The organism is Pedobacter nanyangensis (assembly GCF_003313505.1).
In the GTDB taxonomy this organism is placed as follows: domain Bacteria; phylum Bacteroidota; class Bacteroidia; order Sphingobacteriales; family Sphingobacteriaceae; genus Pedobacter; species Pedobacter nanyangensis.
This window is the reverse complement of record NZ_QMHO01000002.1, coordinates 371,483-394,235: the sequence shown is the minus strand read 5'-3', so window position 1 is coordinate 394,235 and position 22,753 is coordinate 371,483. Positions and strand designations below refer to the sequence as shown.

Annotated in this window: 26 protein-coding genes and 1 other RNA gene; 11 read left to right on the top strand and 16 right to left on the bottom strand. The window is 40.4% G+C overall.

The features are described from left to right. Window positions 1-135: 135 nt before the first annotated feature. From DUT71_RS04860 to DUT71_RS04850, 3 genes are all read right to left on the bottom strand, one after another. On the bottom strand, window positions 136-540 hold the full coding sequence (locus DUT71_RS04860; RefSeq protein WP_113661391.1) for a hypothetical protein: 405 nt from the start codon (window positions 538-540) through the stop codon (window positions 136-138). Window positions 541-720: 180 nt separating this feature from the next. After that, window positions 721-3,261, bottom strand: a complete 2,541-nt coding sequence (gene topA / locus DUT71_RS04855; protein WP_113661390.1) for a type I DNA topoisomerase — start codon at window positions 3,259-3,261, stop codon at window positions 721-723. Between the two features lie 215 nt (window positions 3,262-3,476). Continuing rightward, the gene (locus tag DUT71_RS04850; RefSeq protein WP_113661389.1) at window positions 3,477-4,166 is read right to left on the bottom strand and encodes a hypothetical protein; all 690 of its coding nucleotides are present in this window, start codon (window positions 4,164-4,166) and stop codon (window positions 3,477-3,479) included. A gap of 198 nt (window positions 4,167-4,364) precedes the next feature. On the opposite strand from DUT71_RS04850, the gene DUT71_RS04845 reads away from it, so the two are divergent. Next, window positions 4,365-4,883, top strand: a complete 519-nt coding sequence (locus DUT71_RS04845) for a glutathione peroxidase (protein WP_113661388.1) — start codon at window positions 4,365-4,367, stop codon at window positions 4,881-4,883. A 94-nt stretch (window positions 4,884-4,977) separates the two neighbouring features. After that, window positions 4,978-5,748 carry a M90 family metallopeptidase gene (locus DUT71_RS04840; protein WP_240186856.1) on the top strand — a complete coding sequence of 257 codons (771 nt, stop codon included), beginning with the start codon at window positions 4,978-4,980 and terminating at the stop codon, window positions 5,746-5,748. Window positions 5,749-5,912: 164 nt separating this feature from the next. Here DUT71_RS04840 and DUT71_RS04835 read toward each other — a convergent pair whose 3' ends face one another. Then, on the bottom strand, window positions 5,913-7,544 hold the full coding sequence (locus tag DUT71_RS04835) for an ABC-F family ATP-binding cassette domain-containing protein (RefSeq protein WP_113661387.1): 1,632 nt from the start codon (window positions 7,542-7,544) through the stop codon (window positions 5,913-5,915). Window positions 7,545-7,699: 155 nt separating this feature from the next. Here DUT71_RS04835 and DUT71_RS04830 point away from each other — a divergent pair, with 155 nt between their 5' ends. Continuing rightward, window positions 7,700-8,392: a hypothetical protein gene (locus DUT71_RS04830; protein ID WP_162795945.1), complete on the top strand. Its 693-nt coding sequence runs from the start codon at window positions 7,700-7,702 to the stop codon at window positions 8,390-8,392. A 71-nt stretch (window positions 8,393-8,463) separates the two neighbouring features. Here the strand turns inward: DUT71_RS04830 and mnmA are convergent, their stop codons facing one another. Continuing rightward, window positions 8,464-9,555 carry a tRNA 2-thiouridine(34) synthase MnmA gene (mnmA, locus tag DUT71_RS04825; RefSeq protein WP_113661385.1) on the bottom strand — a complete coding sequence of 364 codons (1,092 nt, stop codon included), beginning with the start codon at window positions 9,553-9,555 and terminating at the stop codon, window positions 8,464-8,466. A gap of 78 nt (window positions 9,556-9,633) precedes the next feature. Continuing rightward, window positions 9,634-10,644, bottom strand: coding sequence for a LacI family DNA-binding transcriptional regulator (locus tag DUT71_RS04820; protein WP_113661384.1), 1,011 nt, complete (start codon window positions 10,642-10,644; stop codon window positions 9,634-9,636). A 293-nt stretch (window positions 10,645-10,937) separates the two neighbouring features. Between DUT71_RS04820 and topB the strand changes: the two genes are divergently transcribed. The 5 genes from topB to DUT71_RS04795 all read left to right on the top strand — a co-directional run bounded on the left by topB (window position 10,938) and on the right by DUT71_RS04795 (window position 15,525). After that, on the top strand, window positions 10,938-12,785 hold the full coding sequence (topB, locus tag DUT71_RS04815) for a DNA topoisomerase III (protein WP_113661383.1): 1,848 nt from the start codon (window positions 10,938-10,940) through the stop codon (window positions 12,783-12,785). Between the two features lie 148 nt (window positions 12,786-12,933). Continuing rightward, window positions 12,934-13,302: a SpoIIAA family protein gene (locus DUT71_RS04810; protein ID WP_113661382.1), complete on the top strand. Its 369-nt coding sequence runs from the start codon at window positions 12,934-12,936 to the stop codon at window positions 13,300-13,302. 3 nt (window positions 13,303-13,305) lie between these two features. Then, on the top strand, window positions 13,306-13,743 hold the full coding sequence (locus tag DUT71_RS04805; protein ID WP_113661381.1) for a hypothetical protein: 438 nt from the start codon (window positions 13,306-13,308) through the stop codon (window positions 13,741-13,743). A gap of 14 nt (window positions 13,744-13,757) precedes the next feature. Next, window positions 13,758-14,318: a pyridoxamine 5'-phosphate oxidase family protein gene (locus DUT71_RS04800; protein WP_113661380.1), complete on the top strand. Its 561-nt coding sequence runs from the start codon at window positions 13,758-13,760 to the stop codon at window positions 14,316-14,318. Between the two features lie 172 nt (window positions 14,319-14,490). Next, window positions 14,491-15,525, top strand: a complete 1,035-nt coding sequence (locus DUT71_RS04795) for a S66 peptidase family protein (protein WP_113661379.1) — start codon at window positions 14,491-14,493, stop codon at window positions 15,523-15,525. Here the strand turns inward: DUT71_RS04795 and DUT71_RS04790 are convergent. Beyond that, entirely contained in the window at window positions 15,500-16,297 is a 798-nt protein-coding gene (locus DUT71_RS04790; protein WP_113661378.1) for an MBL fold metallo-hydrolase, read from the bottom strand. The two genes, DUT71_RS04795 and DUT71_RS04790, sit on opposite strands and share 26 nt — an antisense overlap. 217 nt (window positions 16,298-16,514) lie before the next feature. On the opposite strand from DUT71_RS04790, the gene DUT71_RS04785 reads away from it, so the two are divergent. The 3 genes from DUT71_RS04785 to DUT71_RS04775 all read left to right on the top strand — a co-directional run bounded on the left by DUT71_RS04785 (window position 16,515) and on the right by DUT71_RS04775 (window position 17,640). Further along, window positions 16,515-16,910, top strand: a complete 396-nt coding sequence (locus DUT71_RS04785; protein ID WP_113661377.1) for a cupin domain-containing protein — start codon at window positions 16,515-16,517, stop codon at window positions 16,908-16,910. A gap of 124 nt (window positions 16,911-17,034) precedes the next feature. Beyond that, window positions 17,035-17,214, top strand: coding sequence for a histone H1 (locus DUT71_RS04780; RefSeq protein WP_113635034.1), 180 nt, complete (start codon window positions 17,035-17,037; stop codon window positions 17,212-17,214). A 114-nt stretch (window positions 17,215-17,328) separates the two neighbouring features. After that, window positions 17,329-17,640, top strand: a complete 312-nt coding sequence (locus DUT71_RS04775; RefSeq protein WP_113661376.1) for a hypothetical protein — start codon at window positions 17,329-17,331, stop codon at window positions 17,638-17,640. A 49-nt stretch (window positions 17,641-17,689) separates the two neighbouring features. Here the strand turns inward: DUT71_RS04775 and rnpB are convergent. From rnpB to DUT71_RS04730, 9 genes are all read right to left on the bottom strand, one after another. Beyond that, window positions 17,690-18,060: RNase P RNA component class A (rnpB, locus tag DUT71_RS04770), an RNA gene on the bottom strand. A gap of 286 nt (window positions 18,061-18,346) precedes the next feature. Further along, complete coding sequence (locus DUT71_RS04765) at window positions 18,347-18,793, bottom strand: c-type cytochrome (protein ID WP_240186855.1); 447 nt, start codon at window positions 18,791-18,793, stop codon at window positions 18,347-18,349. Between the two features lie 16 nt (window positions 18,794-18,809). Continuing rightward, window positions 18,810-19,451, bottom strand: a complete 642-nt coding sequence (locus DUT71_RS04760; protein WP_113661375.1) for an SCO family protein — start codon at window positions 19,449-19,451, stop codon at window positions 18,810-18,812. 2 nt (window positions 19,452-19,453) lie between these two features. Then, window positions 19,454-19,696: a YHS domain-containing protein gene (locus tag DUT71_RS20340; RefSeq protein ID WP_205313845.1), complete on the bottom strand. Its 243-nt coding sequence runs from the start codon at window positions 19,694-19,696 to the stop codon at window positions 19,454-19,456. Between the two features lie 296 nt (window positions 19,697-19,992). After that, window positions 19,993-20,370 (bottom strand): hypothetical protein, encoded by a 378-nt coding sequence (locus DUT71_RS04750; protein WP_113661374.1) that lies wholly within the window; start codon window positions 20,368-20,370, stop codon window positions 19,993-19,995. A 197-nt stretch (window positions 20,371-20,567) separates the two neighbouring features. Beyond that, complete coding sequence (locus DUT71_RS04745; protein ID WP_113661373.1) at window positions 20,568-21,101, bottom strand: hypothetical protein; 534 nt, start codon at window positions 21,099-21,101, stop codon at window positions 20,568-20,570. A 32-nt stretch (window positions 21,102-21,133) separates the two neighbouring features. After that, the gene (kdsB, locus tag DUT71_RS04740) at window positions 21,134-21,862 is read right to left on the bottom strand and encodes a 3-deoxy-manno-octulosonate cytidylyltransferase (protein ID WP_113661372.1); all 729 of its coding nucleotides are present in this window, start codon (window positions 21,860-21,862) and stop codon (window positions 21,134-21,136) included. A gap of 18 nt (window positions 21,863-21,880) precedes the next feature. Beyond that, window positions 21,881-22,081: a DUF5808 domain-containing protein gene (locus tag DUT71_RS20440; RefSeq protein ID WP_113661371.1), complete on the bottom strand. Its 201-nt coding sequence runs from the start codon at window positions 22,079-22,081 to the stop codon at window positions 21,881-21,883. Window positions 22,082-22,087: 6 nt separating this feature from the next. Then, window positions 22,088-22,702 carry a deoxynucleoside kinase gene (locus DUT71_RS04730; protein WP_113661370.1) on the bottom strand — a complete coding sequence of 205 codons (615 nt, stop codon included), beginning with the start codon at window positions 22,700-22,702 and terminating at the stop codon, window positions 22,088-22,090. Between the last annotated feature and the right edge of the window lie 51 nt (window positions 22,703-22,753).

Below are 22,753 nucleotides of genomic sequence, written 5' to 3'. Positions count from 1 at the left end.
ATAGCTTTGGGCTACACTTACGAAATTAAAAACTTGGTAAGTTTCAATGGTTAATAGTTTGCGCAATTAAGGCTATCGTCACCTGGCGATGTCCAATCAAACTGGATAAACCACAGTGGCTTCCTATACACAGAACTACTTGATCATCACTCCAGGTTTGTTTACTACTGGAATTCTGATCAAGTTACCTTCTACAATACTTTCAGGCAGGAAGATGAATTTCTTATCGTAAATGGTGTTGCCTATGTAGTAGCTCAACCAATATTCGTTAGTTAATCCAAAAACAGCTGGATCAATAGCTTCTACGCCAGCATATCCTTGTGCAGCTACATCACCAATAAAGTGTCTTAATAACGATGTTTTGACTTCCTTACCATCTTTTTCGCCATAACCTTTAGAGGTAATTAATACATTGTTAATAGGTTCATTTTTTAAGTTAACCAAATAAACCGTCCAGTTTTTCACTTCAGGAGTTTCGCCCATAAGCACTACTGCAATGGCAACATCTTCTACAATATTTTCAGGTAAGTCTTTTTTCATTTTTCACAATTTTCATCAAAGTGATAAAAGGCGAACATTTTTATTTCAGCAGAAACATCCTGTCTATGTGATTTGGTCAGGGGAGGCTTTCTGCGATTTTCGGCGAGGAAAAATCTAGCGATACGAATATCGGTTGCCGGATTTCCCACAAGCGTTCGAAATGACGGTGCGCCAATGCACCTATTTTTTCTTTGCTATCGCTTTTTTCGCTGGAGCTTTCTTTTTGCTTTCAAAGGCATCTGGTTTTTGGGCCACAATTAAGGCTTTCACTTCGTCTAACGAGATGTTGGCTAGCTCCTCAGCCGTGTACTTTTGCTTGGTTGCCGGATTGTTGCCAAGTTTCAGCATATCTTTACCAAAGCGTATAAAGGGTCCCCATCGGCCATTTTCAATGGCTATTTTATGTTCGGGCCACTGTTGGATAAAACGATTGTTTTCCTTTTCAATTTTTTTGCTGATCAGTTCATCGATATCCTTTTGCGAAAGATTGTCGAAATTATAAGCTTTTGGTACATTGATAAACAGGTCGTTCCACTTGATAAATGGCCCAAACCTACCTTTACCTTTAGTAACCGGCATATTCTGGTAGTGAGCTACAGGCGCATCGGCGTCAAGCTTCTCACGGATAATCTCTATGGCCCTATCATTGTCTATCGTTAACGGATCTACATTTTTCGGAATAGAAATAAAGGTGTCTCCCCATTTTACATAAGGTCCAAAACGTCCCAATCCTACCGAAACTTCTTTACCCTGATAGTCCTCTAACTGGAAAGGTAGTTTAAATAAATCTAAAGCTTCATCGAGCGTTATGGTACCTACCGATTGTAGTTTGGTAAGGCTGGCATAACGTGGTTTGTCTGCTTCATCATCACTCAGCTCGCCAATTTGTACCAATGGCCCGTATCTGCCTACTTTGGCATAAACATTTTTGCCACTTACTGGATCAACGCCCAATAAGCGTTCGCCAGTAGCCCTGTCTGCAGTTTCAATGGTAGTTTCTACTTCGCTATGAAAAGGTTTGTAAAAGGAGTGGAGCATGGCTGTCCATTCCTGAAGCCCTTGGGCAATCTCATCAAACTGTTTTTCTACTTTGGCGGTAAAATTAAAATCTACAATACCTTTGAAATGCGCTACCAGGAAATCGTTCACTACCTCGCCGATATCGGTAGGAAATAGTTTTCCTTTTTCGGCGCCAGTAATTTCCGATTTCTTTTGCTTGGTGATATTTCCATGGTTTAGGGCAAATGCTAAATATTCTCTTTTCTTACCTTCTCTTTCTTCTTTCACGACATAGCCTCTATTTTGAATAGTAGAAATAGTAGGTGCGTAGGTAGAAGGACGTCCAATACCCAGTTCTTCGAGCTTTTTAACCAAACTGGCCTCGGTATAACGCGCTGGTGGCCTGGAGAAACGTTCAGTAGCTTGCATTTCCACTAAGGAAAGTTCCTGGCCTCGTACTAACGGAGGAAGCAATCCGCCTTCATTTTCATCATCTTCGTCATCGGTGGATTCTAGGTACACTTTTAGGAAGCCGTCAAATTTCAATACTTCACCTTCTGCGCCAAAAACCTCATTACGCGTGCTTACGCCAATATCAACGGTGGTTTTCTCAAAAACAGCCTCGCTCATTTGCGAAGCAATGGCCCGTTTCCAGATCAGCTCATATAAACGTCTTTCCGAGGCATCGCCGTTAATGGTATGTTGATCAAAATAAGTAGGACGGATGGCCTCGTGGGCCTCTTGCGCTCCTGCAGATTTGGTTTTATACACCCTGAGCTGATGGTATTGGTTACCGTAGGCCGATTTGATTTCGGCAGCTGCAGCAGCAATAGCTGTTTCAGATAGGTTTACCGAATCGGTACGCATGTAGGTAATTTTACCGTTTTCGTACAGCCTTTGGGCAATTTGCATGGTACGTGCTACTGAAAACCCTAGCTTCCTGGAGGCTTCCTGTTGTAGTGTAGAGGTGGTAAACGGTGCCGCTGGATTGCGCTTGGCAGGTTTTACCTCTAAATTATTTACCTTAAAATTGGCTTGGATACAATCTTGAAGAAATTTCTCCGCTTCTTCGGCCTTTTCAAATCGTTGAGGTAATTCTGCTTTCACGATTTCCTTACCCTTACCTGTGGTAAATTGTGCCGTAATTTTAAAGGCAGCCGCACTTACAAAGTTGTTGATTTCACGCTCACGATCTACAATTAAACGTACAGCAACCGACTGCACACGGCCTGCAGAAAGTGAAGGCTTAACTTTTTTCCAGAGCACTGGCGAAAGCTCGAAACCCACCAAACGATCTAAAACCCTTCGGGCCTGTTGTGCATAAACCAGATTATAATCTATACCTCTGGGCGTTTCTATGGCTTTTAATATTGCTGGCTTGGTAATTTCATGAAATACAATGCGTTTTGTGCGCTCTGTTTTTAACCCTAATGTTTCAAATAAGTGCCAGGAAATGGCTTCTCCCTCGCGGTCCTCATCGGATGCTAGCCATACCGTTTCGGCTTCCTTAGCTAGCTTTTTCAGTTCAGAAACCACTTGCTTTTTATCAGCAGGGACCTCGTAAGTTTGCGAAAAATTATTGTCAACATCAATGCCCATGTCGCCCTTAACCAAATCGCGAATATGGCCGTAGCTAGATTTTACTAGGAAATCTTTTCCAAGGTATCCTTCTATGGTTTTTGCTTTTGCGGGTGACTCAACTATCAATAAATTTTTTGCCATTAATTAGGGGATTTTGTGCAAATAAAACTATAAAAACAACCAAAATCAAAAATGGAGATGTTTTTTTTGAAATAAATGCACTGACAAGTCCACATAACCCTATTTAACACCTTGCTTTGCAAGTGATGAGATTTATAGGATCCGCTCATGGAAAAAAGTGGACATAATTGGTCAGCAAATGGGGCGATAGCTGTTTTTAACAACTAATATTTGGGTTAATTAACCGTGTAAGAATTTAATTGCATTTTATACTTAAAGCCCCTACGAATTCTTCCGGTACTGATCTCTTTATCGTAGGCTTTTACTTCTTTCAGCACTAAACCAATATTTTTTGCATAGGTTTCCAAGTAAATATCTTCTCTGATCAAATTATTTTCGTTGTGCTGCGTAATGCTTAAGGTCGAATCTAATTTGTTGGTGCCTATGGTTAGTGGAACATCAATTGCCGTGATTTCGTGACGCCAAACATCCAAATCGTTATATAAATTACCATTCCAAGTAGATTGAAGGGAAGGAGGGAATACCAGTCTTACATATCTTTTGTTATCCAAAACCTCTTCGGCTCTACTTTTTAAAATACGACGCGTAATTAATTTCTGAAAAAACCAATCTTCCGTGTCCGTTTTCTTATAACGTTCAATTCTGTAAGCCTCAATGCCTTCGGCGTCCTTAAACTTGCCAACAACAATATCCTTTAGTTGAAACTGGAATAAAGTGACAGAGTTATTGAAATCATTGTAAACCGTAGAATCTACCTGGTAAATGTTAACCTGATTTAGCTTCAACGGAAAATAATTCGAGGCCATATCAGGTTGCGGTGCATTTTCCTCTTTATTACAAGAAGCAAAAAGCAAAGCGCCGATGGTTAATGCGAGCGTATAATATGATAATCGAGTAGATTTCATTTAATCAAATATAGAAATATTTTAAAGTATCATAAAAAGAAGTAAACTTTCAAAGGGCTTTCGGTCTTAAGACTATCCAAACGACATAACGTTTAAAAAGCCGATAAGTTTTGACTTAAAACTACCTTTGATTTGAATTTGATTTATCTAGGCAATCTTTTTCTCCCTATATTCGTTTTTATATTAAAACTTAAAATCATGTTTAATACTTTGTTATTATTTTTGGGCTTATTGATAGCGCCAAATCCGCCTAAGGATATTTATGGTTTCTCTTTCAAAACTTTGGATGGCAAAGCGGTGAAGCTTTCTAAATTTAAGGGAAAGAAAATATTAATTGTAAACACTGCTTCAAAATGTGGTTACACCAAGCAGTACGAGGACTTGGAAAAACTACATAAGCAATACGGCAAGAATGTGGTACTTATTGGCTTCCCATCAGCAAATTTTGGTGGACAGGAACTTGGCAGCAATGCGGAAATCAAGGAGTTTTGTACCAGCAAATTCAATACGACCTTTTTAATTGCCGAAAAGAGCGATGTAAAAGGAGAGGGCATTTCGCCACTGTTCAAATATCTGACTACCCAAACCAATCCTGATTTTACGGGCGATATCAAATGGAACTTCGAAAAATTCCTAATCAACGAAAAAGGGGAACTGGTACACCGTTACCGTTCTGCCGTTAAACCGCTTGACGAGCAGATTGTAAAGAACTTTTAATCCTGATAGGCAGTACGAAAACTGAAACGCTTTGTACTGCCTTTATCTTTTCCATTGGCAAATAGCCATTCCATAACGCAACCAATTTAATCCTGTGAACATATACCCTTACTTTATCCTGCTTGTTTTTTTTGCACTTGCCCTATATTTTATTTTTAGGAAAAGGAAAACCAGCCCAAGTATTTTAACTGTTGAAGATAAAAAGATGTTGTTGGCGAACGTAGATTTTTATGCCGCACTTGATACTGACAAGCGAAAAACATTTGAGGATAAGTTAGCCCATTTTTTGGGTAAAATTAACATAGAGGGTATTGGCACCGAAATTACACCGCTTGATAGAATATTGGTTGGCGCCAGTGCGGTAATTCCCATTTTAGGTTTTGATGACTGGGAATATCGCAATTTAGGCACCGTATTATTGTATCCAGGTACGTTTAACAAAGACTTTCAATTTGCCGAAGGAGAAAGAAATATCATGGGCATGGTGGGCGATGGTTACATGAACGGGCAGATGATCCTTTCCCAATCGGCCTTGCGACATGGTTTTGGCAAAAGTGCCGGTAGAGAAAATACGGGCATCCATGAATTTGTGCACCTGCTTGATAAATCTGATGGGGCTACCGATGGAGTTCCGCAAAACTTTATGAAGCATGGATATACCATTCCGTGGGTAAAAATGATGCATCAGGAAATTCAGAAAATTGAAGACAACCAATCAGATATCAACCCTTATGCCATTACTAACGAGGCAGAGTTTTTTGCGGTAGCCTCAGAGTATTTTTTTGAAAACCCTGAACGCATGAAAGACAGGCACCCAGCGTTATACGATGGATTAAGCAAGATTTTTGGTCAGAAATTAGCGTAACGTCCGTGCGTCATTTCGACTGAAGCTTAGCGAAATGGAGAAATCTTTGGGTTGTTTAAATAATTCAAAAACCCTCTCTGCTTTTGGCATCTCTCCTTAAAAGAGAGCGTAGTGAGTGATAAATTAAAATGCTACAAAAAAGGCGCCTTTAAGCGCCTTTCTAATTATTTTTCGATCTCCTTTAAACTGTCCATCTTTTTGTAAGCCAAGAAACCTTTGATATCCTCGAAATGTTCACGCACCCGTTTGTTCCCAAACTCGAATACCTTTTCGGCTAATCCATCCAGGAAATCCCTATCGTGAGATACCAGGATCAATGTGCCATCAAAATCCTTTAAGGCATCTTTGATGATATCCTTGGTTTTCATGTCCAAATGGTTGGTGGGCTCATCCAGAATTAACACGTTTACCGGCTCAAGCAAAAGTTTGATCATGGCCAAACGGGTTTTCTCTCCACCTGATAAAACCTTCACTTTTTTGGTGGTATCATCGCCACTAAACATAAAAGCGCCAAGTAAGTCCTTGATTTTTACCCTTACATCGCCCACGGCAATTTGATCAATGGTTTCAAAAACGGTTAATTCTCCATCTAATAATGCAGCCTGGTTTTGAGCGAAATAACCAATCTTCACGTTATGGCCAACTTTCAGTTCTCCTTGATAATCAATTTCGCCCATAATGGCTTTGATCATGGTAGATTTACCCTCACCATTTTTACCTACAAAAGCAACTTTTTGCCCCCGTTCAATCACCATAGAAGCTTTCTCAAAAACCAAATGGTCGCCATAAGCTTTGGTCAATTCTTCTACAATTACGGGGTAATTTCCTGATCGGGGCGAGGGAGGAAATTTTAAGCGCAGTGCAGAGTTATCTACTTCATCTACTTGGATAATTTCTAATTTCTCCAACATTTTCACTCTCGATTGTACCTGAAGTGTTTTGGAGTAGGTCCCTTTAAACCGATCAATGAACTCCTGGTTATCGGCAATAAAACGCTGTTGTTCCTCGTAGGCTTTCAATTGGTGTTCACGGCGCTCTTGGCGTAATTGTAGGTAGTGACTATATTTTGCCTTATAGTCGTAAATACGCCCCATGGTTACTTCGATTGTACGGTTAGTAATATTATCCACAAAGGCACGGTCGTGAGAAATTACGATTACCGCTTTGGCAGAATTGATTAAAAAGTCTTCCAACCATTGGATACTTTCAATGTCCATGTGGTTGGTAGGCTCATCCAGCAAAATCAGGTCTGGCTTTTTCAGTAAGATTTTGGCCAATTCGATACGCATACGCCATCCACCAGAAAACTCAGCAGTTTGGCGAGTGAAATCAGAACGAAGGAAACCCAAACCTTTCAATACTTTTTCTACTTCTGCATCATAGTTCACCTCTTCAATAGAATAGAATTTTTCGCTCAGTTCCGATACCCTTTCAATCAATTTCATGTAATCATCCGTATCATAATCAGTACGGATACCTAATTGTTCGTTTAAGCTTTCCAATTCATCACGCATGTGATATACTTCGCTGAAAGCCTTAGAAGTTTCTTCAAAAACAGTTACGTTATCTTCCGTAAGCAAGTGCTGTGGCAAATAGGCAATTATGGCATCTTTTGGGCCAGATATATGACCGCTGGTGGCTTTGCCCACACCAGCAATAATTTTTAACAGGGTTGATTTACCTGCTCCATTTTTGCCCATCAGGGCTATCTTATCGTTTTCGTTGATGGAAAAGGATACCTCGCTGAAAAGCGTTGTACCACCAAATGACACAGAAATATTATTTACGTCGATCAATGTTGTTGCTCTTTTTTTAATGAGCCGCAAAGATAATTGAAGAAATCGTTTTTTAATCAATAATCCAATCGTAAATATTTATCTTGCTAAAAATTAGTTTAAGGTTTAAACAAGGTAAAATTAGGGTGAACAACCCTTAGAACAACCATTTTTAAATGATGAAAAATTATTTATTAGGTTTTGGGCTAATAGTTCCGATGTTGCTTGGTTATCGTTCCATCGAATCAAAAAAAACTATTGCTCCACAACAAAAAATAAAACCAGCTGGTTTTATCCCCAAAGGATTTGTACTTTTCAATACCGTAAAAGGTGATCTTAATAAAGATGGATTACAAGATGTGGTGTTGATTGTAAAAGGAACTGACAAAAGTAAAATCATTGTTAATCGTTTCGAAGAACGGGTTGATCGTAACCGAAGGGGCATCATCATTTTAATGAATAAGAGGGGGCGATATGAACTCGCAATTAGAAATTTAGATTGCTTTTCATCTGAAAATGAAGATGGAGGTGTTTACTTTCCGCCAGAACTTGGTGTACAAATAGAGAAAGGAAATCTTTACATTCAATACTCACACGGTAGATATGGTTATTGGCGTTATACTTTCAGGTTCCGCAATGCTGATTTTGAGCTTATTGGTTATGATTCTAGCGACAATTTTGGTCCTAGAATTGATCGAGAAACCAGCATGAATTTCTTAACAAAGAAGAAATTGGTAAAAGAAAATACAAACCAAAATGCCGAGGGTGGTGATGAAGTATTTAAAGAAAAATGGTCTGCGCTTCCTGCAAATCCGCTGGTGAAACTATCTCAAATTAAAGACTTTGACGAATTAATGAGTGGTGAATAAGCGTTTAGCGACGGTTGCGTAAGGCTTACGAAGTCCCATAAACTTCGTAAGTCTTTACATAGATGCTTCAATTACACTAAAAAGCCACCACCCAACAAATCACTGCCTTCATAAAACACGGCAGATTGTCCAGGTGCAATGGCAGATACGGCATGATCGAAAACCACCCTCATTTGATCTTTTTCTTGTACAATGGTGCTCAAAGTACCGGCGTCTTTATAGCGGATTTTAGTTACCACGTTTTCTAAAGGCTCGTTAATGTTTTCGTATTTGATCAGGTTAACGTTTCTAACCATCGCTTCACGGCGTTCCAATTCATCGGCCCTGCCTAAAACCACGGTATTGCTTTCAGGTAGGATTTGGGTTACAAACATGGGTTCTCCAAATGCTACGCCCAAGCCTTTACGTTGACCAATGGTGTAAAAAGGATAACCTTTGTGCTGTCCAATTACCATACCTTGGGTATTCACAAAATTACCACCCGCCACACGTTCTTCTAAATCTTCTACTTTATGTTTTAAAAAAGCACGATAATCATTATCAGGTACAAAGCAAATTTCGTAGCTCTCGCTTTTCTTGGCCAGTTCTTCTTGGCCCATATCCAGGGCCATCTGCCTAATTTCGGCCTTGGTAAAGCTTCCCAATGGGAATTTGGTTCTGGCCAAATTTTGTTGTGATACTCCCCAAAGCACATAAGATTGATCTTTGTTTTCGTCCTTACCTTTGGAAATTACGTAACGACCACTATCTTGCTGGCGGATGTTGGCATAATGCCCAGTAGCAATAAACTCACAGTCAAGCTTATCAGCACGTTTCAACAAAGCTTCCCATTTAATGTAGGTGTTACACAGCACACAAGGATTTGGTGTTCTTCCAGCTAAGTATTCATCCACAAAATTATCGATTACGAAATCACCAAATTCATCCCTAATATCTAAGATGTAGTGCGGAAAGCCATAATTTACAGCGAGCGTACGGGCATCATTAATGCTATCCAAGCTGCAACAACCTGTTTCCTTGCTGTTGCTGCCAGAAGTGGCATAATCCCAAGTTTTCATGGTTAGGCCAATTACTTCATAACCCTGTTCATGTAGCATTACTGATGCTACCGAACTATCAACCCCGCCACTCATGGCTACTAAAATTCTTCCGTGCTTGCTCATTGTTGTAAATAAGAGTGCAAAATTACGCAATTACTTTAAAAATGCCTCATACGGAGGTCGTGGCAATGTCAAAAGACATTAGCTACCACTCGATTTTCTGATCTGTAGCTCCGTATCCAGCAATATGGTTTCTGCCGGGCCAATATCTTTGCCCTTGATCAGGTTAATGAGTGTTTGCGCTGCCATTTCGCCAATTTGACGTGATGGTTGGCGTACGGTGCTCAACGGTGGATTTAAAACTGCGGCTAAATCGGAGTTGCTAAAGCCTATCAGCGCAATGTCTTTAGGTACGCTGAACTTATGTTCCAATAAATAAGCCAGTACCTTGGTGCTCAACAAATCTGTAGCGGTAAAAATGGCCTGCGGCTGTTGTTTAAGCAATTGCTCCATGGCTTTGGCCACATTTTGGTCGATGTGTTGGGCCGTATCGCAGAAGGCAACCAAATCTTCATGATAGCTAATGCTATGGTCGTCAAGTGCTTTTTTGTAGCCTTCAAAACGCTCGGCGGTAGTAATTAGGTTTGCATTACTGTTAAGGTGCGCAATACGCGTATATCCGTTGGCTATGAGGTGCGTAGTGGCTTGGTAAGCACCGCTTAAGTTATTGGCGGCAATTTTATGTGCCGTCATCTGCTCGCTTATCCTATCAAAAAGCACTACCGGAAATCCCTGCAATTGCAGTTCCTTCAAATAAGTGAAATCGGTAGTTTGAAAGGAGGGAGAGATCATGATCCCATCTACGCCGCTGGCATGCAAAAGGTTGATACAGGCCTGTTCCTGTTCGTACGACTCTTTGCTCTGCATGATGATGATCTGATAACCACTTTCGGCACAAACTTGGTCTATACCATCCAGCATCTGCGACACAAAACTATTATCAATAGAACAAATTACCACACCTATAGAGCGTGTTTTGCCCACTTTTAAACTTCGTGCCATACGATTAGGCACATAATGATGCTCCTTGGCATAGGCCAGCACCCGCTGCTTGGTTTCCTCTCCAATTTCATGGCTGTCGGTAAGTGCCCTTGATACGGTAGAAACCGAGATATTTAATGCTTTGGATATGTCACGTAAGGTAATGCTCATTTTCACTATAAAGATAGGATAGTTTAACAAGCTGTTTAAATTTCATTCGAAAATATTTTGAAGGTTTGATTTAATTCCTTGAAAATGAACAGGCACCTTCTAACCAAACCTGGTGGGCCTTTGGTACGGCAAGGTTTTATGGCGCACGGGCACTGCCGTAAGCCCAGCGTGGCAAAGGAAGGGCTGCAACCCGTTTATCTCCCTCGGCCTCAATCGTATATTAAAGTGTTGATAAAATGAAGCACCACAAGTATTTTAAAATTAAGATATTTAACCTCCATTTTAACTCAGATATGAAGATAGTAATTGCCGAAAAACCCTCTGTAGGACGTGAGTTAGCCAAAGTTTTTGGGGCTACAACCCGTAAGGATGGGTATATTGAAGGCAAGGGCTACTCGTTTACCTGGGCTTTTGGACACTTACTGCAGCTTGCCCCACCACAGGAATATGGCTTTTATGGCTGGCGCAAAGAGCATTTGCCCATGCTTCCCCAAAAGTTTAAACTTTCTATCCGTAAAATCAAAACCAAAGATGGAATGGTAGAAGATCCCGGAGTTAGAAAACAACTGGACACCATTAAAATGCTATTTGATGAAGCTACGGAAATTATTGTAGCTACGGATGCTGGACGCGAGGGCGAACTGATTTTCAGGTACATTTATTCCTACCTGAAATGTAAAAAGCCTTTTAAACGCCTTTGGATTTCTTCACAAACTGATGAGGCCATTAAAGACGGTTTTAGGAACCTGAAACCGGGCACCGAGTACGATACCTTGTTCAGCTCGGCACATTGCCGCTCGGTATCTGATTGGCTGGTAGGCATGAACGCCACACAAGCCTTGAGTATTTCGGCAGGCAATAGGAGCGTACTTTCGCTTGGAAGGGTGCAAACTCCAACCTTGGCCATGATTTGTGCCCGTTATTTGGAAATCAAAAACTTCGTTCCAAAAATATACTACCAAATAGGCATCCAATTGGATAAAGATGGTCAATTGTTCAAGGCAATTTCTGTGGATAGTTTTGATGCCAGGGAAGAAGGAGCGGCTATTTTTGAAAAAGTACAGGACGTAGCTTCGGGCTTTAGCAATGGCGGCAATATTACTGCCGTGGAGGCAAAGCCGAGAAAAGAACCACCGCCACTTTTACATGATTTGAGTAGCCTGCAACAGGAAGCCAACAAAAAGAACGGCTTTACGGCCGACCAAACTTTAAGTTTATTGCAAAACCTGTATGAGAGCAAGCTGGTTACTTACCCACGTACGGGCAGCCGCTACATTGGCGATGATATTTTTGCTACTGTACCTACCTTAATTGCCAGCCTAACAGATCATGGCCAGTTTGCCAAGTCTGCTTTAGCCATGCAGGAAATGACATTAAACAAAAGGAGTGTAAATGCTAAAAAAGTGACCGACCACCACGCTATTTTGGTTACCGGCGTTAAACCAGGTAGTTTAAGCAAAGATCATCAAGCTATTTTTGATTTGGTTGCTGGACGCATGCTGGAGGCTTTCCATCAGGAATGTGTAAAGGAAGTAACCAAAATCACGATACAATCAGAAATTGTTTTTGTGGCCAACGGCACGGTAATCCGCTCGGCAGGATGGCGTTCAGTATTTAACGAGGTGGAAGACGACAAGAAGGATGAAGACAACCCAGCTTTACCAAAGGTGAAGAAAGGAGAAGCTTTGCCCATTGTAAACAAAGCTTTTTTGGAAAAGCAGACCAAACCAAAGGCCATGTACAATGAGGCTTCCTTATTAAAAGCTTTAGAAACCTGCGGTAAAGAAATTGAAGACGAGGAGCTTAGATACGCCATGAAAGATAGCGGCTTAGGCACCCCCGCTACCCGTGCGGCCATTATCGAAACTTTGTTAACCAGAGCATATATTGTGCGTGAAAAGCGTAACTTGGTACCCACACCTAAAGGATTGGCTGTTTACGAAGTGGTTAAAGATAAACGCATTGCGCAAGCGGAATTGACAGGCGCATGGGAAAAACGTTTGGAAGAGATCCGTTCGGGCGCCTCGGTAGAAGATTTCAAATCGGAGATTATTGATTACACCAGAAGCATTACCCAAGAATTGCTTACCGATGGTGCCACCATTTCTCAACAGCTTGCTGCGCCAGTGGCCACGTCTTAGTTTTTAGTTACTCCCTTCGGGAACCCGTTTAAAAGAGGCAAATTTGAAAGTCTTCAGCAGGATCAATCAGCTCGATTAATCCCCTAAATCACAATTTCGGGAAACCATTGCCTTTAAAAATCTGTTATGCTTAATAAAATTTATAGTTATGTTAAGCATTATCAGAGATATACCACCACACGTATTTGGCGTAAGAGCTACGGGGCAGGTCACTGCCGACGACCTTAAAAGTGTATTGCTCCCAGGACTAGAAGTGCTTACCCAAAAACACCATGATATTTACTATCTATTGGTGCTAGAAACACCCGTGGAAAACTTTACCGCTGGCGCTTGGTTTCAAGATATGGTAGCGGGTTTGAAACATTTTACCAAATGGAAAAAAATAGCGGTAGTTACCGATGAAACAGCCGTAGGAAAATTCACAGACGCTTTTAGCTACATCGCACCAGGGGAGTCTAAAGGCTTTAAACTGTCACAGCTTAACCAAGCTATTGAATGGTTAAGCATAAAATTATAAGCAATGAAATGGATCAAAAACATGACTGCGGGACTGATAGGTGCTGTAGCCCTAAACATATTGCACGAAGTAGTGCGCAAGAACGTTAAAAATGCTCCTCAAATTAATTTGTTGGGAGAAGAAGTAGTTAATAAAACGCTGAGCCAAGTAGGTACACCAGTTGTAGATGCTGACGATTTGCATCGCCTAACCCTGGAAGCCGACCTGATTGCCAATGCAACTTACTATAGTATGATTGGAAGTAGCGGTAAGTACATTTGGCCAAAGGCGGTTGCTTTAGGTTTAAGCGCCGGCATTGGGGCTATACAACTGCCAGAGCCTTTAGGTTTGGACGCTACTCCTGTAACTCGTACTACGCAAACCAAAGTATTAACGGTTGGTTACTATTTATTTGGTGCGTTGGTTACAGCAACGGTTCTAAAAACGCTCTTTAAATCTTAGAAAGGAAGGAAAATATGGAAAATTCAAAAGCAAGCAGAGACAGCTCCAACAATACCCAGGCTACAAAAGATCACATTAAAACGCTGGAAGGGGAGGAAGCAGTTGAAAAACTAAAGGACTTGGCCAAGGGTGCTGAAAACTGTTTCTTTTGCACCAACATTAAAACGGGCTTGCCGCTATCTGTAAGGCCCATGTCGGTGCTGGACGTGGATGATGCCGGCAATTTATGGTTCATGAGTCAAGCTGATAGTGAAAAAAACAAAGAGATTGCCACCGACCCTTTTACACATCTGTTCTTCCAAAGCCATAAAAACTCGGGTTTTTTAAATGTTTATGGCATAAGCGAAATACTGGACGACCGCAAAAAAATAGCAGAGCTTTGGAACCCACTGCTTAAAGTTTGGTTCCAGGATGGCAAAGACGACGAAAAGATCAGCTTGATCAAAGTGGCCCCCACGCACGTGTATTACTGGGACACCAAACACGGGGAAGCCATCGCCTTTATCAAAATGGCCGCCTCTATCATTACCGGCAAAACCATGGATGACTCGGTGGAAGGGAAATTAGAAATTTGACGACGTACTAATTAACGTTGTACAATAGACCTGACAGCAGCCGATAGCTCCCAAAGTGTAACGCGGGACTAAAGGCGAATGGCAGGACTGTAGTGAGCGAAGGCGTAATGTCTTCGCTCTTCTTTTTAAAAGACTTTGGCGTATTGTGGGCTAATTGTTAAATTGCCTGCTCATGAACCGTAAACTATTTCTTTCGTCGTTATTGCCAGCGTCGGCAATGTTATATGCTTTTAAAGGCAAAGCGGCCAGCCCCCAACGGGGTAACGAAACCGTTAAGCACCAAAAACCTCCTTATTTAAAGCAGGGCGATTTGATTGGCATTACCTGCCCAGCTGGTTTTATTACTGATGACGAAATTGCGCCGGCCATACAGCAAATGGAAAGCTGGGGCTTTAAAGTAGTGACCGGGAAAACGGTTGGCGCCCGCGATTTTACCTTTGGTGGCACCGATGACGAGCGCCTTGCAGATTTACAGCGGATGCTGGACGATACCAGTATTAAGGCCGTGATGTGCGCCAGGGGCGGCTACGGCGCAGTAAGGATTATTGATCAACTGGATTTCAGCATATTCAAGATTTCGCCCAAATGGCTTATTGGCTTTAGTGACATTACCATTTTACATTGCCATTTGAATAGCAATTATCGCTTTGCAAGTATCCATTCAAAAATGTGCAACAGTTTTCCTGCGGATTGGGCAAAGGCCGAACCAATACAGATTGACACCATAAAATCTATAGAAAAAGCGCTGAAAGGCGAGGAGTTGATGAGTTACGAAGCTAATTACCAGGTAAATAACAGGCTAGGAACAGCAGAGGGTGAGCTTATCGGCGGAAATTTGCGCTGTATAGAGAATTTGGCGGGCAGCGTTTCAGAAATTAAGACAGATCACAAAATTTTATTTGTGGAAGATGTTGGCGAATATCTCTATAGTGTTGATAGGATGTTTTTTAATTTGAAACGCAGTGGCAAGCTCCATAAACTAAAAGGGCTAATTGTGGGCGGCTTTAGGGTTAAAAAAGACGATGAGGGTGAAAGCTTTGGCAAAACATTGGAGCAAATTGTGTTGGAAAAGGTAAAAGAATTTAACTATCCTGTATGTTTTGATTTTCCCGTAGGTCATCAAAAGGCTAACTATGCTTTAAAATGTGGCGTAAAACATCGCCTAAGCGTAACCGAACAGGCTACAACGCTGACAGAGTTGCCGTAACCTGCTTAACGCCAATTTGATATACAGGGGTTTCTGCTAATCTGGAAGCCACAATAATTTCGGTACCGTTGGCAACTTTACTAAATAGTTGATGCACTAAATTAGGGCAATTGTTCTCTCTGCTTAAATGCGATAGGAAAAGATGGCTCATAAACTCAGGCCGATGGTTCACAAATAAATCAAGCGCTTTTTGGTTGGACAAGTGCCCATTTCCACCACTTATCCTGCGTTTTAGGAAATATGGATAATTGCCTTTATCCAACATTTCATCGTCATAATTGGCTTCCAAAAAAGCGGCATGACATTGTTTAAAATGATAGATGAGGTTTTCGCAATGATCACCTATATCCGTAAAAACCCCAATTTTGGTATGATTATAAGCAATTGTAAAGCTGTGCGGTTCAGCTGCATCGTGCAATTTCGGGAAAGCTACAATTTCCAAATCACCAATTACAACAGGCACTGCACTCGAAAATGAGTTAACCAAATGCTGGGGCAGTATTTGTCGGCCTCCCAAGTGGGTTTTTGCGGTAATATAAATAGGCAATTGGTACTTTTTAGCCAATACGGGCAAGCCCTTAATGTGGTCACTGTGTTCATGACTGATAAAAATAGCCCTTACTTTTTGCATGCTTAAGCCTAAACGTGCAAGTCTGGTTTCCGTTTCCTTACAGCTTAGTCCAGCATCTATCAAAACGGCATCATCCTCATTGCCGATATAGAAACAATTGCCGTTGCTGCCGGTATTTAGTGAGCTAATGTATAAAGACATGGAAAGCAAAGGTCGCTATTTTATCATGTTTTGTATGATAATACGCGTGCTATATTATCAACAATCAAAGTAAGTATTTAAACAGCAGCTATTTATGTTTTAAAATAATTTATACATGCTGCCGGGCCCTGGGGGAGCATTAAACAAGGGAAACACCAATAAATAGTTAAATTGCACAAACATAGCCTTGTATATCACTGTTATTATCAAAAAAGCCATGGAAGAAAAATTTAACAATGCCACGCCGCAACGTCCTACTGGGGGGCGTACCTTGGACGGACAAATGGTGCCTGTTGACCTACCCAGATTCATTAGGGAAATCAAAAATGAAGCCGCATATCATGAAAACGGCAAGAACGCCATCACTGTTTTTAAGTCAGAACATAGTACATTAACCCTAGTGGTCTTAAAAAAAGGTGAAAAAATACAATCGGGCACCGAAGAAAGCCATTTGCTGATGAATTTATACCTCATTGAAGGAAGTTTAAGCTTTGCAGTAAAAGGAGAGGAGCATTATCTATCAGATGGACAGCTACTTAACTATCATTATAATTACCCGTTCCAGGCCATAGCCCATACAGAATGTATATGCCTACTTACCGTAGTTAAGTAACGATATACCACGGCAAATGTGAATTGTTAAAAACTTAGTTAAAAAAAGCGCAGCAAAAAAATAAAGAATTGCTTGTTTATTCCGTTTAAATGATATATTTGACCAATAAATTAAAATTATAACAATGGAAAAATTTGCAAAAGTTAAAGAAGTAGTTGCTGCTATCGAGGCAGACGTAGAGAAATTTTACAACGCAGGTAATTCAGCTGCAGGAACTAGAGTACGTAAAGCTATGCAAGATCTTAAAGGTTTAGCTCAAGAAATCCGTACTGAAGTTACAGAGAAAAAAAATAGCGCAAAATAATCATCGCTCAAAGTAATTAATGGAAGACCTTGTTTAAAAGCAAGGTCTTTTTTTATAGGCGCTCTAAAACGATAAAACGTTTTTGTACATTTACTAAAAGCAAAAAATAAGATTATGATTGCAGTACAGGTTACCTACCAAATTAACGCCGAATTTGTTGAAGAGAATAAACGTAATATTGCTGCTTTTTTAGCTGATTTTAGAGAGCTGCTCCACAGCAAGTTTCTGTACCATGTATACGTTAAACAAGATGGATTAACTTTTGTGCATGTTTCTATGTACGAAAGTGAGGAGATACAGCAACAAGTTTTAAATACCCCGTCTTTTGTTCATTTTCAGCAGCAGCGGGACGAAAAAGGATTAATCGGTTCGCCAACAATTGAAAAATTAGAGCACATTGGGTCCTCCCTAAGAATAATCAAATAAAAAAAAGCGGCATGATCAATATTGCCGCTTTTTTTGTTTAGTAAAAACATTAAAATGCAAACCTGTAAGCCGGGTTCTGTTTCCCCTAAAAGAGGACTTCTATCATTAATCCAGGATAAATGTTGCCATTTACCTCTAACGACCTACCCACTAACATCGGACGAGCAGCCCTACATGCGTTAGCCTATTTGGTCTTTCAACTCCCGGGGTTTACCAACCTTGTTATCACTAACAAAGCTCGTGAGCTCTTGCCTCACGTTTTCACCCTTACCCCAATACCTGGGGCGGTATATTTTCTGTGGCACTTTCCGTGGTTCAGGCCTTCATTCCCCAACCCCTTCCCGTTAGGAAGCGAGACGCTCTTTGTTGCCCGGACTTTCCTCCCCAATATTAAATTGCGGCGATAGAACGGTTTGCATCCAACAAAGGTAATCTTTTTATTCTGTTTAAATTTCAGAAAAGCAGTATTTCAGCATAATTTAGCGGTAGTCCCACTATTCGCTACAATCTTTTTGTTTGTTACTCCACCAACGTCAGAGGTTTATTGGCGTGTGGTTTCAAAAGCCTGTGAAATTTTCCGAAACAAAAAGTATTTCCGCTGCTATTGGGTTTACGGTACATACACCTTTGCTATTCACCACCTTGCTAACCAAAAAAACTTACGAAGTTTCGGAAACCCCGTAAGTCTGGCTGCAATGGGGGATTACTATTTGCAATGCTGTAAATCCCTGGCTACCTGCTCATAGGTGTACATTCCCTGTTTGTTACCAAATGAGTTGGTGATGTAAACCATTACCTGCGCAATATCAATATCATGCAGATCTTTAAATGCGGGCATTTTCTCTTGGTAAGTTTTGCCATGGATTTGCATAGGCTCGCTAACCCCATTTTTGATATAGCAGGCAAGCTTTTCCTTGTTATCCTTCAAAAAAACGGTATCGGTAAGTGGGGGAGCTAGCTCCCCCAAACCTTCACCATTTACGCCATGACAATTTTGGCACCTGGCTAGGTAAATATCCTTGCCGTTAGAGAGGTATTTAGCCATCTCTATTTCGCTTGCACTTTGGCAGGAATTGATTATTGCAGAAATAGCCATCCCAAAAAGTGAATAAACAACAATCTTCCTGAAACTAATACCCTTAATTTTTGACACTTTACCTTTCACTTAGTTAGTCTTTCTCGGCCAATAAAACATCCATATCACTTTTCAGCTTTTCCACTTCTTCGGTTTTGGTACCGTCATAAGCGCCTCTAATACGTTTATGCTTGTCAATAAGTACCAGCCATCCCTGGTGTACATAACCATCGGTGGCAGCACTGTCTTCCTGTACCGCAACCAAATAATCTTCTTTTGCCAAACTATAAACCGTTGCCTTATCTCCATACAGAAACTGCCATTGAGGTCCATCAACGCCCAATTTTTGTGCATATTTTTTCAGTACCGAGGGTTTGTCGTATTTAAAATCAATAGTGTGGGATAAAAACATCACTTCGGGATTTCCCTGGTATTTATCGTAAATGGTTTTCATGTTACGGTGCATTACCGGACAAATAGTGGTGCACGAAGTGAAAAAGAAGTCGGCTACGTAAATTTTATTGTTAAACATGTCCTGCGTCACTTCAACGCTGTCTTGGTTTAGGAACTTGAAATCAGGTATTGTTTTATAAACAGTATCAATTTTTTCATTGCCGTTGGCATCTTTACTAATCTTGGCTTCACGGTCGCCCAGGATAGGCAATTTTTTCTCTTGTGTGCATGCTGCTCCAAACAATAACATTCCGAATGCAGCGTATAGGGTTAATTTTTTCATTGTTACTTCAAGTATTTTTCGGGGGTTTTGTCAAATTTTAGTTTACAGCTCTTGTTACAGAATACATATTCCTGTTTGTTGAAAGTGCTTTTAATACTACTCGATGCTTTTACTTTCATTTTGCACACTGGATCTACCTTCAAGCTGTCTTTCACCGCAACTTGCAGAAATTCGCGGCCTGTAGCATTTCCCTGCATCCACCAGCCGCTCATCGCAAAAATACAGATTATTAAAGTTGTTTTCATATTACATTGGGGGTTTATGCCGCTATGCGGATTTTAAGTTTTTCGTTATTCAGGGCATAGTCCAGAAATCTTTAGATATGCTAGTTATTCAAATAACCTTTAAAAATCATTGCTCGTTTCCCGTTGTCATAACTGCAAAAAAGAACATCATTTCGAATGGCTTCCATAAAGCAATCTTTCAAACAATCATATTTTACTTCGTATAATATGCGATTGCTTATTGCCCTACAAGAACGTATGGTGAATGAAATAAAAATAGCAATCCTTATTCAGGACCGTAAGCCACTAAGAAGTAATCAAACTACCTTAGGAGGATGGAAAATTGGATTTATTTTACCTACAGGTTTTTGCTGTAAATAATGCGGAATGGTTGTTTCTACCTCCGTTTCGAAGGTTTTAAAAACCAAAAGCGATTTTTCAGGAGCTATCGTTTCAATTAAATGTTTGAGCTGCTCCAGCTCTTGCTTGTTTTTCTGCTCAAGTTCTTTAAGTTTTATGTCCAAAAAACACTTTCCTTCACAATGGAGTGCTGGTTTGTCTTTGTTGGTACACCATACCGAAGAAATATAGGCTTTGTTAAAATGATAGGAGGTAGAAACAATCCAATAATTAAAGCAGTTGGCCATTATGCCAACCAGCAATACTACTGCAATTAATTTTCTACAGGTTTTCATTTCGGCCAAAGTTATGAAAAGTAGTAGAATAAAGGTAAGGAATAGTAAAAATGATGCTTAAAAAAGTGTTTATGGTAATTTTGGATATCAATATTAGTCATAATTTATAAAGCCTTAAGATTATCTACAGTGGCACTTTGTAGTGCCCACCTAAGCGGAGATAACCTTGGACGAATGCTCATGCAGGTTAACTTTGCTTAACAGCATTTATAATAAACTTTTACCTTCTTTTCTTTCTCAGACCAAGCAATGTAAACGTTTTGATCTTTACCTAAGCGGTAGTCAAAGCCATTAAGTCCATTTTGCTTAAGTTCATGGTAAAAAGCTTGGTCGGGTACGTTTTTATCAGGCTGTTCATCGGCAGTAACTGCGGGCTCCAAAAAATGGTGATCTTCAAAAAAATAGGAGATTTCCTCTTTCAGGAATTTGATTTTATCACTTTCCTTGGTCATATCCGCGGTAGCCAGATAGTTTTTCAACAGCTCGCTGGTTTTGATTTCCTGCCTGTATATTTCTTTTCCTTCAAAAGATTTGATGGTAAATAGCAACTGCATATCCTTGGTATGGTTACCTACAATAGCCACCGTAAAAGTATCCAGCTTCACTTTATTGGAAAAAGCGAAGGTATGAGAATTCTTTAACGCCCCAACATCAGTTTCCTTGTCGGATATCGTAAAATTACAAGCGCTTAAAATACCCACAAGTGATAAAGCGATGATGACTTTTTTCATTTGTAACAGATTTTAGGTCTTAATATAGAAAATTATTTGGAAATTTTCTTCAGGTCTTCAGGTGTATCTATCGCTATGGTTTCTAACTGGGTTACCTTGGTTTTTATGGTGAATCCATTTTCTAGCCAACGTAGCTGCTCCAAGCTTTCGGCAAGCTCAAGCGTAGAGGGTTCAAGTTTTGTTAAAGCCAGTAGCACCTCTCTGCGATAGCCATAAATACCAATATGCTTATAAAACTGATGCGCTTTCAACCAGTCCTCTCTTTCGGTATTACGAAGATAGGGGATGGTTTGCCTGCTGAAATATAGGGCTTCCTGATGTGCATTGACCACTACTTTTGGAATATTTACGTTAAATAACTCCTCCGCTGTATGGATCTCTTTAATTAAAGTAGCTAGTTGCGTTTTATCTTCTAAAAAGCAAGTGCTTAATAATTCAATTTGTTCAGGACTGATATACGGTTCATCGCCCTGAATATTGATAATGATGTCGTATTCAGGCATTTTCTCCGCTACTTCGGCACAACGGTCTGTTCCACTTTGATGGGTACCGGCGGTCATTACACATTGGCCGCCAAAATTGCTCACCTCTTCGGCAATGCGTTCATCATCTGTAGCGACCACCACATGGGCTAATCCTTTGGTTTTGATAGATTGCTCATACACTCTTTGTATCATGGTTTTACCGTGTATATCAACCAATGGCTTACCAGGAAAGCGAGTGGAAGCGTACCTTGCGGGAATAATGCCTAAAATTTTCATTTACTTTATTTCAATTTTTCATGATGAATAGATCGTTTGAAAAATAATTACCAAAAGAATAATTATTAAAAAGATATATCCGGCAGGATGGGCAAAATTAAATGTCCATCCCATCATTGGATTTCTCTTTGGAACGATCAACCGATGGTCTTTCTGGTTGAAGTAAAAGATTCCCCACTTCCAATTTTCGGGATTGTCATGTTGAAAATCTTTACCCATTACCTGTTAAAACAGCCCGTTGATCTCTGCTTCAATAGCTTGGATAATTGTACCTAAATCTTCCGGGTTGTTGGTGAAATCCAATTTATCTTTGTCCAAAATCAGCAATTTGCCCAATTTATAGTTCTTAATCCAAGTCTCGTATTTTTCGTTAAGTTTCGAAAGGTAATCAATACGGATACTGGCTTCGTACTCCCTTCCTCTGCGTTGGATATTATTTACCAGGGTAGGTACCGATGCCCTTAAATAAACCAACAAATCGGGAGGTTTGATAAACGAGGTAATGTTATCAAAAATTGCCCTGTAGTTATCGTGGTCGCGGGTAGTCATCAGTCCCATTTCATGAAGGTTGTCCGCAAAAATATGCGCATCTTCATAAATGGTACGATCTTGTATCACGTTACTTTGGTTCTTGTCAATTTCTACAATCTGCTGAAAACGGCTATTCAAAAAATAAATCTGAAGGTTGAAGCTCCAGCGTTTCATGTCGCTATAAAAATCCTCTAAATAAGGATTGTTATCCACAGCCTCATAAAGTGCTTCCCATCCGTAATTTTTGGCCAAAAGCCCCGTTAGTGTCGTTTTTCCAGCACCTATGTTGCCTACTATAGCTATATGCATATTTCTTATTGAGTATTAAGTAAAGCGTATTGCGGTTGGCGTTGTTATTTC